The organism is Dyella sp. C11, from assembly GCF_003121485.1.
Taxonomy (GTDB): domain Bacteria; phylum Pseudomonadota; class Gammaproteobacteria; order Xanthomonadales; family Rhodanobacteraceae; genus Dyella.
Genome location: NZ_QAVX01000023.1, coordinates 1 through 12987, shown reverse-complemented (window position 1 = coordinate 12987; position 12987 = coordinate 1). Strand labels below are relative to the sequence as shown.

Annotated in this window: 14 protein-coding genes; 9 read left to right on the top strand and 5 right to left on the bottom strand. The window is 65.6% G+C overall.

The genetic code is table 11. The features are described 5' to 3' along the window. Positions 1 to 2: 2 nt before the first annotated feature. From DK366_RS18025 to fabG, 3 genes are read left to right on the top strand one after another with little or no spacing between them, the layout of a single operon-like run. On the top strand, positions 3 to 2321 hold the full coding sequence (locus DK366_RS18025) for an MMPL family transporter (protein WP_232821106.1): 2319 nt from the start codon (positions 3 to 5) through the stop codon (positions 2319 to 2321). Further along, positions 2305 to 2739 (top strand): phosphotransferase, encoded by a 435-nt coding sequence (locus DK366_RS18020; protein WP_109126938.1) that lies wholly within the window; start codon positions 2305 to 2307, stop codon positions 2737 to 2739. The genes DK366_RS18025 and DK366_RS18020 overlap by 17 nt, the downstream gene beginning before the upstream one ends. Before the next feature lie 13 nt (positions 2740 to 2752). Then, positions 2753 to 3490 carry a 3-oxoacyl-ACP reductase FabG gene (fabG, locus tag DK366_RS18015; protein WP_109126937.1) on the top strand — a complete coding sequence of 246 codons (738 nt, stop codon included), beginning with the start codon at positions 2753 to 2755 and terminating at the stop codon, positions 3488 to 3490. Positions 3491 to 3546: 56 nt separating this feature from the next. On the opposite strand, the gene DK366_RS18010 is transcribed toward fabG, so the two are convergent. The 3 genes from DK366_RS18010 to DK366_RS18000 are packed head-to-tail and all read right to left on the bottom strand — an operon-like array spanning position 3547 to position 6295. Continuing rightward, the gene (locus DK366_RS18010; protein WP_109126936.1) at positions 3547 to 4305 is read right to left on the bottom strand and encodes a glycosyltransferase family 2 protein; all 759 of its coding nucleotides are present in this window, start codon (positions 4303 to 4305) and stop codon (positions 3547 to 3549) included. Next, on the bottom strand, positions 4302 to 5099 hold the full coding sequence (locus DK366_RS18005; protein ID WP_109126935.1) for a beta-ketoacyl synthase chain length factor: 798 nt from the start codon (positions 5097 to 5099) through the stop codon (positions 4302 to 4304). Before DK366_RS18005 ends, DK366_RS18010 begins: the two co-directional genes overlap by 4 nt. After that, complete coding sequence (locus tag DK366_RS18000; protein ID WP_198651619.1) at positions 5096 to 6295, bottom strand: beta-ketoacyl-[acyl-carrier-protein] synthase family protein; 1200 nt, start codon at positions 6293 to 6295, stop codon at positions 5096 to 5098. The genes DK366_RS18005 and DK366_RS18000 overlap by 4 nt, the downstream gene beginning before the upstream one ends. A 215-nt stretch (positions 6296 to 6510) precedes the next feature. On the opposite strand from DK366_RS18000, the gene DK366_RS17995 reads away from it, so the two are divergent. Beyond that, positions 6511 to 7161, top strand: a complete 651-nt coding sequence (locus DK366_RS17995; protein ID WP_232821105.1) for a YdcF family protein — start codon at positions 6511 to 6513, stop codon at positions 7159 to 7161. A gap of 83 nt (positions 7162 to 7244) precedes the next feature. Further along, on the top strand, positions 7245 to 8147 hold the full coding sequence (gene hemF / locus DK366_RS17990) for an oxygen-dependent coproporphyrinogen oxidase (RefSeq protein WP_109126934.1): 903 nt from the start codon (positions 7245 to 7247) through the stop codon (positions 8145 to 8147). Between the two features lie 45 nt (positions 8148 to 8192). On the opposite strand, the gene DK366_RS17985 is transcribed toward hemF, so the two are convergent. Continuing rightward, positions 8193 to 8855 (bottom strand): hypothetical protein, encoded by a 663-nt coding sequence (locus DK366_RS17985; RefSeq protein ID WP_109126933.1) that lies wholly within the window; start codon positions 8853 to 8855, stop codon positions 8193 to 8195. A gap of 142 nt (positions 8856 to 8997) precedes the next feature. Here DK366_RS17985 and gpmA point away from each other — a divergent pair, with 142 nt between their 5' ends. Together gpmA and DK366_RS17975 are read left to right on the top strand one after the other, a co-directional pair. Further along, positions 8998 to 9741: a 2,3-diphosphoglycerate-dependent phosphoglycerate mutase gene (gpmA, locus tag DK366_RS17980; protein WP_109126932.1), complete on the top strand. Its 744-nt coding sequence runs from the start codon at positions 8998 to 9000 to the stop codon at positions 9739 to 9741. A 118-nt stretch (positions 9742 to 9859) separates the two neighbouring features. After that, complete coding sequence (locus DK366_RS17975; RefSeq protein ID WP_109126931.1) at positions 9860 to 10381, top strand: CcdC protein domain-containing protein; 522 nt, start codon at positions 9860 to 9862, stop codon at positions 10379 to 10381. Positions 10382 to 10385: 4 nt separating this feature from the next. Here DK366_RS17975 and glnK read toward each other — a convergent pair whose 3' ends face one another. After that, a complete protein-coding gene (gene glnK / locus DK366_RS17970) occupies positions 10386 to 10724 on the bottom strand; it encodes a P-II family nitrogen regulator (RefSeq protein WP_109126930.1) in 339 nt (112 codons plus the stop codon). Positions 10725 to 10913: 189 nt separating this feature from the next. On the opposite strand from glnK, the gene DK366_RS17965 reads away from it, so the two are divergent. Together DK366_RS17965 and DK366_RS17960 are read left to right on the top strand one after the other, a co-directional pair. Next, positions 10914 to 11162: an accessory factor UbiK family protein gene (locus DK366_RS17965; RefSeq protein ID WP_109126929.1), complete on the top strand. Its 249-nt coding sequence runs from the start codon at positions 10914 to 10916 to the stop codon at positions 11160 to 11162. A gap of 162 nt (positions 11163 to 11324) precedes the next feature. Next, the gene (locus DK366_RS17960) at positions 11325 to 12824 is read left to right on the top strand and encodes a YifB family Mg chelatase-like AAA ATPase (RefSeq protein ID WP_109126928.1); all 1500 of its coding nucleotides are present in this window, start codon (positions 11325 to 11327) and stop codon (positions 12822 to 12824) included. Positions 12825 to 12987 lie beyond the last annotated feature (163 nt).

Genomic DNA, 12987 nt, shown 5'->3' with positions numbered 1-12987 from the left:
GCGTGCGTCTTGGCGGTCGCCTGACGCTGCTCCTGGGATGGTTGGCGCTGCTGGCTGCGCTAGGCGTGTTCGTGGTGAAGCACCTGACGGTGAGCACCGATCTGCGCAGCTTCATGCCCGCACCCACCACGCCCGACCAGCGCCTGTTGATGGAGCAGGTGGGCGAAGGTCCCGGATCGCGCCTGCTGTTGGTTGCCATTGCTGGCAAGTCGGACGAACAGCTCGCGGCGTTGAGTCAGCAGCTGGCCGCATCGCTGCACAAGGATTCGCGCTACACGCAGGTGCTCAATGGCAGCTTCGACATGGGAGCGCTCGACGAATCCCTGCTGCCATACCGTTATCTCCTTTCGCCCACGCTCGACCGGCAGGCTATTGACACCGCGTATCTGCGCGATGAGCTGGAGCAGCGCCTGGATGATCTTTCGTCACCGGCGGCAAGCTTGCTCAAGGGGCTGTTGCCGCGTGATCCCACGCTGGAAATCCTGAAGCTGGCCGAGCGGTGGTCGCCGTCCAAATCGCCCGAAGTCGTGGAGGGCGTGTGGTTCTCGCCCCAGCACGAAGCCCTGATGCTTGTGCTGACACGCGCGGCGGGCTTCGACCCCGATGCGCAGGAGCAGGCCATCGATGGCATCCATCGTGCCTTCGACGCGCTGCCCGGTCATGCCGGCGCATCGCTGGTGGTAAGCGGCCCAGGCTATTTTTCGGTGGTGGCGAACGCGCAGACGCGCGGGCAGGCCGAATGGATTGGGCGCATCTCCACGGTAGGTTTCATCGTGCTGCTGTTGCTGGCCTATCGCAGCATCGGCTCGTTGCTGTTTTCCGCGCTGCCCATTGCCAGCGCTGCGCTGGCCGGCATTGCGGCCCTGGTGCTGCTGTTTCCGCAGGTGCATGGCATCACGCTGGCCTTCGGCTTCACCCTGCTTGGCGTGGCACAGGAATATCCGATACGCGTATTGAGTCATCGACGCGCGGGCGAGGATGCCGTGCAAAGCGTGCGCGACCTGTGGCCGCTGTTGCTGACGGCCATCGCGTCTGCTTGCATTGCCTATCTCGCATTTTTTGCATCGGGCGTGAATGGCCTTCGGCAGTTGGCCGTATTCACCGTGACCGGTTTGCTGGTGGCGGGCTTCAGCACGCGATACCTGTTGCCTCATCTGTTGCCGACGCGCGTGCACGATGTCGCCGACATGGGCTGGTTGATTCGCGCGCGTCATCTCGTCGATCGGTTGCCACGGCCGCGCTGGATTCCGTTGCTGGTGGCTGCTGCCACGGTGCTGATGCTGGTCTTTGCGCAACCACCGTTCTGGCAGAACGACCTGTCCGCGCTGACACCGCTGCCGCGCGATCTGCTCATGCGCGATGCACGCCTGCGCGAAGCGCTTGGCGCGCCGGATGTACGCTACCTGCTGGTGCTGCAGGCATCGGACGAACAGGGCGTGCTGGCGCTGTCGGAGAAGCTGGAGCCCGCGATCGATGCGCTTGTCGCGCAACATGCTGTCGATGCGGTCGAGCTGCCTTCCCGTTACCTGCCCAGCGAAGCCGTGCAACGCGCACGGCAGCAGCGGTTGCCAGACAAGGACACGCTTGAAAGCTCGCTCGCCGAGGCCGAGCACGGCATGCCGTTCCAGCGAGGGCTGTTCGAGCCGTTCGTCGACGATGTGCAGAAGGTGCGCACGCTGCCCGTGTTGACGCCCGAGCGATTTGTGTCGTCGCCATTGGGTGAGCGCCTGTCGGGCATGCTGATGCAGCGCGATGGTCATTGGCTGGGCCTGGGCACACTCAGCGGCGTGCATGACATGGGCGCCTTGCAGTCGCTGGCGGATCGCAGCGACGGCACCGTGCGGCTGCTTGATCTCAAGGCAGCGGCCGAATCACTGGTCGTGGACTATCGCACGCGCATCCTGCATGCCCTGCTTGGTGCGACACTGCTGCTGGTGGTGGCGATCATCGCGGCCCTGCGCAGTGTGCGACGTGCGTGGCATGTATTGGCGCCGATGACCCTGGCCACGTTCCTCGTGCTGGCCGTGGAGCGCGTCTGTGGCGTGGAAGTGTCGTTGTTCCACCTGGTGGCGCTGATACTCGCCGCGGGCCTTGGCCTGCACTACGCGCTGTTCTTCGAGCGCGATACCGGCGATGCCGCCGAACAGCGCCGGACCCTGCACGCCACGCTGGTGTGCGTGCTGTCCGCGCTGCTGGTGTTCGGCATGCTGGCATGGAGCACCATTCCGGTATTGCGTGCCATCGGTCTCACGGTGAGCCTTGGTGTGGCCTTCCATTTCTGCCTTTCGATAGTGATGGCTCCCCATGCTCGACAAGACTGACTGGGCGCACCTGATTCCGCATCGCGATGCCATGTGCCTGCTCGATGTCGTGGTGTCCTGGGACGAGACGTCCATCTACGCGCTCAGTGACAGCCATGCGCTGGAAGATCACCCGTTGCGCGGTGACGAAGGCCTGCACGCTGTGCACCTTGCCGAATACGGGGCGCAGGCGATGGCCGTGCATGGCGCGCTGCTGGCCCGCGATCGCGGTGAAACCGGTGAGCGCCCGGGTCGGCTGGTCAGCTTGCGCGACGTGTCATTGCGGATCGAGTACGTTGATCCATCGCATGGCCGTCTGGACGTCCATGCGGAAAGTCTCTATGCCGATGCCACGGGAGCGCAATATGCGTTTCGCGTGGAGCAGAATGGTCGCGTGCTGGTGAGCGGCCGCGCGGCCGTCATCCATCCCGTTTCCTGACAGCGAGGTCGCCATGTCCCACGCCACATCCTCACGTCGTGCCTTGGTAACGGGCGGCAGCGGCGATCTCGGCGGCGCCATTTCCCAGGCGCTGGCGGCGGGCGGTTACCACGTGATCGTGCACGCCAATGGTGGTATCGCACGAGCGGACGATGTAGCTGCCGCCATCCGCGATGCGGGCGGTACCGCGCAGGCAATGGCGTTCGACGTCACCGATGCGGCAGCGACGCGCCACGCCCTGGAAACCCTGCTGACCGATGGACCCATCCACGCCGTGATCAACAACGCGGGCGTGCACCAGGACAGCCCGATGGCCGGCATGTCGGAAGAGGCCTGGCATCGTGTGATCGACGTATCGCTGCACGGTTTCTTTCACGTGACCCAGCCGCTGCTGCTGCCGATGGCGCGTGCGCGTTTCGGTCGCATCGTGTCAGTGAGTTCGGTGGCGGCACAGCTGGGCAATCGCGGGCAGGCCAACTACGCGGCAGCGAAATCCGCATTGCACGGTGCCACGCGTTCGCTGGCGCGCGAAATGGCGTCGCGTGGCATCACCGCGAACGTCGTGGCGCCGGGTGTGATCGAGGGACGCATGATCGGCGAGGATTTTCCGCCCGAACGCATCCGCGAGATGGTGCCCGCGCAGCGCGCAGGCAAGCCGGAAGAAGTGGCGGCGCTGGTGGCTTTCCTGTGTTCCGACGCGGCGGGCTACATCAACGGGCAGGTGATCGGCGTCAACGGCGGAATGGCCTGATGCCCAGGTGACAGATGAGGAGCGACAGGCGTTGCTCCTCATGCTCCGGCGTGCCTTCAGGTGACTGCGGTATCGAACAGGACAGGACGCGAAGCGCGCGAACGCCGATAGCTGGCGAGCACGTCGCCGTGGCGGAAAATCTGTTCGACCGTATACACGGTGATGCGAGTGACATCCCTGACCGGGCTGAAATGGCTGATGCGGAATTCGCCTTGATAACGCGAGGCGATCGGCACCGATACCACGCCCAGTCCTTTCTCACGCGTCGCGGCAATCAGGATGGCCGCTTCGAACACGAAGTTCTCGGCCGGCAGGTCCGCCAGGTCCAGCGCGGCGCGCGGATACCAGCGCTGGCCGCTTTGCGTGTCCGCCACCGGTTGCGCACAGGCCCACGAGATACCCCAGTCGGCCACGGCGTTCGCGCGTCGGCGACCCTTGGGCTGCTGCTCGCGTTCGAGCAGGCGCGCACCGATGACGATGTGGTTGGGATAACGCTGCGCGGCGGCGGCAATGCGCGGGATGTCGCTGGCCAGGTGCTGACCGTCGCCATCCATGGTGAGCACGGCATCGAAGCCCTGGCGCACGGCTTCGCGGAAACCGGTGCGCAGGCCTTCGCCCTTGCCCATGCGTTGAGGGTGGCGAAGCAGCGTCACCGGGAGTTGGCTCACGATGTCGGGCGTGCGGTCGTCCGAGCCATCGTCGACGACGATGACGGGAAGGCCGAGCGAGAGCACGGACTGGACCACGTTGCCGATGGCCGCTTCTTCGTTGAGGCAGGGAATCAGCACGCACCAGCGGGCGTCGGACGTATTCAAGCAGATGTCTCCAGCACAACTCTCAGGGCCAGGGTTTCAGCGGCAGCAAGCGTGCATTCGCCTTCGCCCTTGGCGAGATTCTGCATCAGTGGCCACGCGGATGCGGCAATGGGATTGGTTTCGTACCAGGCGCCGGTCGCGGGGGCCGGTCGCAAGGCGTGGTTGGCGTGTGGCACCAGGTGCAGTTCCAGCTGGGCCACGGTACGTGATGTGGCCGCGGGCGAAAGCACCAGGGCGATGCCGAAGGAGCTCTTGGTGCCGCTCATGTCGCCCAGCGGCCCGTTGCCCTTGATGTCGCTGCATACCAGCAATACCGGGCGTTCTTCGGCAGCGCACAGGGTGGCCGCTTCCAGCAGGCCGGCGCCCAGGCTGGCCCGTCCGGCGGAAATGGCGCTCGACGTGGCGTGGCAGCCCGTGGCAATGGTCCAGTAACCGGCAGGCGCGTTGTGCACGGAGTTGTGGAAGCGCGTGGGCGAAAGCTCGGCCGGCGCCGAGGCCAGCGTGGCGCACATGTAGTCGGAGATGAGCTGGTCGCCATACGCGGAACTGAACACGCACGGCAGCTCGGCCGCGTCGTAGCCGCTCATGGCCACGGCTTGCCCAGCCACTTCCACCGCCAGCAGCACGCTTTCCGGCGCGCGACGACGTTCGTTGGCCGGCAGCGTCGATGCCGTGGGCCGTGCCGGAGGTGCTTCCGTGGGGGCGCCCGCCAGCATGGCCTTCAGCGCCTCGAAATCGCCAGCCAAAGGCGACCACACGCCCATGCCTTCCACGCAGACGTTCAGCGTACTCATGCTGGTGCCCTTCCAAAGGCGAGGCAGGCGTTGTTGCCGCCAAAACCAAACGAGTTGCTCAGTGCCACGTTGACGGTGTGCGGTTCGCTCTTCAGCGCCAGTTGCGGGCCGCAGGCTTCGTCCGGATGCGTGCAGCCCAGGTTGCCGGGCACGAAGTTCTCGCGGATGGCGAGCAGCGCGACCACGGCTTCGAGAATGCCGGCGGCACCCAGCGTGTGGCCGGTGAAGCCTTTCGTGGAGCTGGCGCGCGTGGATGCAGGAAAGGCGCGAGCCACCAGGGCCGCCTCCACTTCGTCGTTCTTCTGGCTCGCGGTGCCGTGCAGGTTGATGTAATCCACCTGCGATGCCCTGAGTCCTGCGCGTGCGAGTGCATCGCCCAACGCGAGCTCGGCCCCGAGGCCTTCCGGGTGGGGCGTGGACATGTGATGCGCGTCGCTGGATTCGCCATAACCGAGCAAGCGCGGCGCGTCAGGCGCTGCGTTCACGCGTTCGAGCAACGCAAAGCCAGCGGCTTCGCCAATGGAAATGCCGTGGCGCGCCTGATCGAACGGGCGGCACGGTTCGGGCGACACCAGTTCCAGCGCGTTGAAACCGAACAGCACGCTATCGCACAGCGTATCCACGCCGCCGACGACGGCAGCATCCGCCAGGCCGAGGCGGATCAGGCGTTCGGCGTTCGCAAACACCTTGGCGCTGGAGGAACACGCCGTGGACACGGTAAGACAAGGGCCTTCCAGTCCCAGCGCCTCGGCCACGAAGCCGGCCAGCGAGTGCGGGGCGTGCACCGGCGGGCGGCGCAGTTCCGGTGGCATGCGGCCTTCGTCGTCGAGGTGGCGATAGCCTTCCTCGGTGGCGCCGATGCTGGCGGTCGAGGTACCCAGCACCAGGGCCACGCGCGAGGCACCGTAGCGCTGCCGGGCGTCCAGCACCCGGTCGAGAAAGCGGTCCTGTTGGAGGCCCAGCCAGGCAAGGCGGTTGTTGCGGCATTCCCATGCGGCGTGAGCAGCGGGCAGCGGGGCGTCTTCGACGCCTTCGACACGGCCTATCCAGCACGCCAGCGGGGCGCTGCTGAAGTCGTTTTCACGCAGGCCGCCTCGTTGCGTGGAAAGGGCGGCGAGATGACTTTCTAAACCGTGGCCTAGCGCCGAAGTGGCCGTGTAGGCGCTGACGGCAAGGGGTTGGATCAGTACTGACATCGCGCGAGCCTAGCGAGGGGATCCCCCATTTCCTAGTCTGGACAGGCGATGGCGGTCATCGCGTTCATGTTTGTCATGGCCTTCTTCACCTGGCCGTTGCAGCCTTTCTGCCGCCTGCGCACACTGGGTGCCGGCCTTCGCCTCCCTGCCCGCCCGTGCCTCCCATCACCGCACCCCTTCGACGTGGCCCCTGGCGCTATCTCAGCGACCGGGATGTGCTGCACGCCTTCGCCGTGATGGTGGCCGCCGTGATGCTCAGCCTGGGCCTGGTCTGGGTCGGTTATCTCGTTCATGTATGGCGGGTGGCGTCGCGCAGTCCGGTAGCGCTGGGGCGCCCCATGACGGTCCTGGTATTCGGCCGCCGGCTGGTGCGGGACGAACCTGAAAAGGACTACCAGCAGCGCCTGCTTCGCGCGCTGGCGCTGATGCGTGCGCGCGAGACTGAGCACGTGCTGCTGCTCGGTGGCCGCAGCGGTGGTGCCGTCAGTGAAGCGGCGGCAGGACGCGACTGGCTGGCGCAGCACGAGTTGCCGCCTGGTGTGGTGATGCAGCTGGAACAGGCTTCGGTGGATTCGCTGGAAAACCTGCGCCACGCGCGCAGCCTGTTGCAGGAGGATGGGCCGATCATGCGCGCGTTGCCGCCGGTGGCATTGGTCACCAGCCGTTATCACCTGGCGCGTTGCCAGTTGCTGGCACGTCGACTGGGTTTTGACAGTGTGCCCGTGGCGGCGGAACCGTCGCTCGTGCTCAACCGACGTTACGTCATTCGCATGCTGGCCGAATCGGGTTATCTCATGTGGATCGACATCGGCATGCGCTGGGCCAAGCTGATCGGCCATCGACGCATCGCCGCGCGCCTGAGCTGACCACGCCGCGGCGCGCTGCCACAGCAGTGGCCCGAGCCGCGCTTGCTAAGCTTGCGGTATTTCGAACGACGACGGACCGCCCCATGAGCCAGCAAGCCGACCAAGCCGAACTGTTCCTGCGCGAACTGCAAGACCGCATCTGTGCGGCGATCGAGCAGATCGACGGCAAGGCGCGCTTCGAGGAAGACGCATGGACGCGCCCGGCGGGCGGTGGTGGTCGTACGCGTGTCTTGCGCGATGGCGCCCTGTTCGAACAGGCGGGCGTGAATTTCTCGCGCGTGTACGGGCACCAGTTGCCGCCCAGTGCCACGGCGCATCGCCCTGATCTTGCCGGCGGCAGTTTCGTGGCAACGGGCGTGTCGCTGGTGCTGCATCCGCGCAACCCTCACATTCCGACCACGCACGCCAATGTGCGTTATTTCGAAGCGAGCAAGGAAGGCGTGGAACCGGTGTGGTGGTTTGGCGGCGGTTTCGATCTCACGCCGTTCTATCCGCGCGATGAAGACGTGATGCACTGGCACACGGTCGCGCGCGACCTGTGCGCACCGTATGGCGATGACGTCTACCCGCGTTACAAGAAATGGTGCGACGACTATTTCTATCTCAAGCACCGCGCCGAAACGCGGGGCGTGGGCGGTCTTTTCTACGACGATCTGAACGAAGGTGGCTTCGAACGCTGCTTCGCTTTCACGCGCGATGTGGGGCAGGGTTTTCTCGATGCCTACCTGCCCATCGTCGAACGCCGCAAGCACGAGGCCTATGGCGAGCGTGAGCGCGAATTTCAGTTGTATCGTCGCGGTCGCTACGTGGAATTCAACCTGGTCTACGACCGCGGCACCCTGTTCGGCCTGCAGTCGGGCGGACGTACCGAATCGATTCTGATGAGCCTGCCGCCGCGCGTGCGCTACGAATACAACTACCAGCCGGAACCCGAATCGCCGGAAGCGCGGTTGGCGGATTACCTCAAGCCGCGGGACTGGGTGTGATGCGAAGGCGTGTCACGCGTCTGCACGTGACACGCCCAATACCCGTCACTCCGTCGGCGCATCGCCGCTGAACTTCACCGGCGTGGCGCCCTTCACCGCGCCGATCTGCGCGGTGTCGCTCACCTGCAGCACCACGTCGCGGCGGAATTCCAGCGTGCCCTGCACCACGGCGTGCGGACCGATCACCACGTGTGGCAGGCGGCTGTTGGTGTTGAAGTTGAACCAGCCGCCGGGCTTGTCGATCAGGATGCCGCCTTCCACGTGCGAGTTGGCACCCACGATGATGTCGCCATTGGTGGTCTGAAGACCGCCGCCCACATGCGCCGCGTCCAGGTTGATGCCGCCGTTGACGTTGCCGACCTTGCCGGCCACGTCGGCACCCTTGTTCAGATGGATCGAGCCGTTGGTGGTGTCGACCAGGCCACTGATGCGGCTGCCCGAGCCCAGCGTCACCGCGCCATTGACGGTATTCACGCCCGTGGCCTGCGCGTGGTCGCCAAGCTCCACGGAACCGTTCACGGTGCTGGCCTTCTGCACCACGGCGTTGTCGCCCACGCGTACGGCTCCGTTGACGGTGCTCACGTTGCCGACGTGCTGGCCCGCGTCCACATGGACGGTGCCGTTGACCTTGTCGATATCGTTGTCGCTGGCCTGGGCCACGACGGGCAGGGTCAGCGCAAGGGCGATGGCTAGCAAATGACGACGCATGACGAACTCCGTGTAAGTAGGGACCTACGTAGGATGCACCTGCATAGCCAGGGGTTTAGCATGACCTTCGACATGGGCCCCTGATTTGACGGAACCCAGGCGGGGCATCACCATCTTGGGTTTCTCGCCGCGAAACTCAGCCATGTACAAGCTCGTACTCATCCGTCACGGCCAGTCCCAGTGGAACCTCGACAACCGCTTCAGCGGCTGGGCCGACGTGGACCTCACCGAACAGGGTCGAGCCGAAGCCGCCGAGGCCGGTCGCCTGCTCAAGGCCGAAGGCTATGCCTTCGACGTGGCCCACACCTCCGTGCTCAAGCGCGCCGTGCGCACCCTGTGGGGCGTGCTGGAAGGCGTGGACCAGATGTGGCTGCCGGTGGTGACCGACTGGCGCCTCAACGAGCGTCACTACGGCGGCCTCACCGGCCTCAACAAGGCCGAGACGGCCGCCAAGTACGGCGAAGACCAGGTGAAGGTGTGGCGCCGCAGCTACGACATCCCGCCGCCGCCGCTCGAGCGCGACAAGAACGAATCGGTGACCGATCCGCGCTACGCCAATCTCGATCCGTCGATGATTCCGGATACCGAGTGCCTGAAAGACACCGTCGACCGCGTGCTGCCCTACTGGCACGACGTGCTGGCGCCGGCCATTCGCTCCGGCCAGCGCGTGGTGGTGGCTGCGCACGGCAATTCGCTGCGCGCGCTGGTGAAGTACCTGGACAACATGTCCGAGGAAGAAATCGTGGAACTCAACATCCCCAACGGCGTGCCGCTGGTGTACGAGTTCGACGACAACCTCAAGCCGATCCGCCACTACTACCTGGGCGATGCCGATGCCATCGCCGCCAAGATGGCCGCCGTGGCCAACCAGGGCAAGGCCAAGTAAGTCGCAAGTGTTTTCGCATCGCGGATGACAGGCGTCATCCGCGATGGCTGCGGCACGTCAGTCGTGTCTGGGGCGCTCTCTCGCTAAGCTTCCGCCATTCCCTCAACAGGTGATGGCGATGACTCCGAACATGATCTGGGCGTTCATGGTTCCGCTGATGGCCTTTGCCATCTTTCGCCGTGTACGCAGCACGTTCGGACGTCAACCCATCCGTCGGCAGCGCATGATGACGCGCATCGTCTTCCTCGCCGTCATCCTGTGCGTATTCGGCTTCAGCGGCCTGCACAACCCGCGCCTGCTGGAAGGCCTGCTTGGCGGTGCCATGGTCGGCGCCCTGTTCGGATTCGTCGGCTTGCGACTGACGCGTTTCGAACGCGATGCCAGCGGCAACGATCTCTACATTCCCAATCCGTGGATCGGCGGCATTCTTACCGTGCTGCTGGTCGGGCGCCTGGCGTGGCGCCTGTTCGTGTCGATGCCGCAGCTGCAGGATCCGGCAATGGCGCATGCCACGCCCGCCATGGGCAACAGCCCGCTGACGCTGGCCATCTTCGGGCTCATCTTCGGCTACTACATCAGCTACTTCATTGGCCTGCTGGTGCACCATCGCCGCTTCGAGCGGGCGCAGCCGGCCACCTGAGGGCTCAGAGGGCGTCGCCGTCCATCTCGCCGGTGCGGATGCGGATCACCTGTTCCAGCGAGCTGACGAAGATCTTGCCGTCGCCGATCTTGCCGGTCTTGGCCGAGGACTGGATGGCTTCGACGACGCGGTCCACCTGGTCGTCAGCCACCGCGACTTCCAGCTTGATCTTGGGCAGGAAATCGACCACGTACTCGGCGCCGCGGTAGAGCTCGGTATGGCCTTTCTGGCGACCGAAACCCTTTACCTCGGTCACGGTGATGCCCTGCACGCCCACTTCGGCCAGCGCCTCGCGCACGTCGTCCAGCTTGAACGGCTTGATGATCGCAACGACCAGCTTCATGGGTATTCCTCTCAATCGTGGGGCGCCCGTGTCACGGGGCCAGAAGTGGCATTTTGCCTTCCCCACCCCTCGGCTGTCGCCTGCGGGCTACATGTAGGAAAATTCCTACACATTGCAGCGGAGCGTGCCGATAGTGGCATTTAAAGAGATGAACCTAAACTTCAGTCCGACGAGCTCGAGGTGCTATCCATGATGGATAGGCAGGATATCGATCAACTTGCCCAGCGTCTTGTTTCGTTGGTTCCACAGGGATTGGCTCAGGCGCATCAGGATTTGCGCACCAACTTCGGCGATGTCCTGGCGCAGGGATTGCGCCGCCTTGATCTAGTCACCCGCGAAGAGTTTGAAGTCCAGAGCCAGCTCCTGGCGCGCACCCGCGCCAAGGTCGAAGCCCTGGAAAAGCGAATCGCAGATCTTGAGGCTGGTGCTGGCACCTGACTGATCCGGTGCGGCACGGGCCCATGTCCCGGGAGCCGCCCCCGATCCGTCACCCTCACCCCGAGAACGATCGGGGGCGGCTATTTTTCTGCACGCCGCTTGAGGGAGTCGCTCCGTGTTTCAGCCTGGCAGCCACTCCCGCGCCCGTGTCGAGCGAGCGCCATGAGCCTTGCCGTCACCCTCAGCCGTGCCCAGGAAGGCGTGGCGGCGCCCCAGGTCATGGTGGAAGTGCACCTGTCCGGCGGCCTGCCGGGCACCAACATCGTGGGCTTGCCCGAGGCCGCCGTGCGCGAGGCGCGTGACCGCGTGCGGGTGGCCATCCAGAACACGGCATTCGAATACCCCAACCGCAAGGTCACGGTGAACCTGGCTCCGGCGGAGCTGCCCAAGGATGGCGGCCGCTTCGACCTGGCCATTGCGCTCGGCATCCTCGCGGCAGGCGGCCAGGTGCCCCGCGAAAAGCTCGACGACTGCGAGTTTCTGGGTGAGCTGGCGCTTACGGGCGCATTGCGCGGCGTGTCGGGCGTGCTGCCCGCCTTGCTGCGCGCTCGCTCGCGGGGCCGTCGCGTGGTGGTGCCGCGTGCCAATGCGGCGGAAGCAGCGCTGGTTTCCGATGCGGATGTGCTGGTGGCGGACACGCTGGCCGACGTCTGCGGATGGCTGCGCGGTGCGCAGGAGCTGGCGCCCCCGGGCGAAGCATCTGGCATTTATGACGACATCATTGGCCCCGATCTGTCCGACGTGCGCGGCCAGCTTCAGGCGCGTCGCGCATTGGAAATCACGGCGGCGGGCGGCCATCACCTGTTGCTGCTGGGGCCACCGGGCACGGGCAAGACCATGCTGGCCGAACGGTTGCCGGGCATCCTTCCGCCGCTCAGCGAATCCGAGGCGCTCGAAACCTGCGCGGTGCTGTCCGTGGCGGGCCAGGCGGTCGATCCCAAGCTGTGGCGCCGGCGCCCGTTCCGAGCGCCGCACCACACCAGTTCCGCGATAGCCCTGGTGGGCGGCGGTGCCGTGCCGCGGCCGGGGGAAATCTCGCTGGCCCACAACGGCGTCCTGTTCCTGGACGAACTGCCCGAATTTGGCCGGCACGTGCTGGATGTGCTGCGCGAGCCGATGGAATCGGGGCATATCGTGATTTCCCGGGCCGCACGCCAGTCGACGTTTCCCGCCCAGTTCCAGCTGGTCGGGGCCATGAATCCCTGTCCTTGTGGTTACGCGGGTGACCCGCGCGGCCGCTGCCAGTGCACGCCGGACCAGGTGCAGCGTTATCGCAGCCGCAGTTCCGGGCCGCTGATGGATCGCATTGATCTGGGCGTGGAAGTGCCGCGCGTGCCGTTGAGCGAGATCGGCGCACCGCGGGGCGCCAGCGACGAGGATTCGGCCACCGTACGCTCGCGGGTGATCCGGGCCCGCCATCACGGGTTGATGCGGGCTGGCCGCGCCAATGCGGATATCAGCACGCGCGAACTGGAGCGCGACTGCGCGCTGGGGCCAGCCGAGCGGCGCTGGTTCGAAGGTGCCCTGGAGCGCCTTGGGCTCTCCGCCCGCGCCTATCACCGCACGCTGCGCGTTGCGCGGACCATTGCCGACCTGGATGGCGGGGCCGCGTTGCTGGACCGCACACATCTTGCCGAAGCCCTGATGTATCGCCGTTTCTGAGGTCATGGGTTCGCCCCGGGCGGGATACCGGGAATTTTTGAACTGACGGGTATTGACTTGGATCGAGGCAGGCGTATTATCTGTACCCGCGAGTTCTGCATTGAACTCTGCCTGCCACCCCTGTCTGCGATCGCCATGTCTGTTATACACCTCTGCCGCTGCC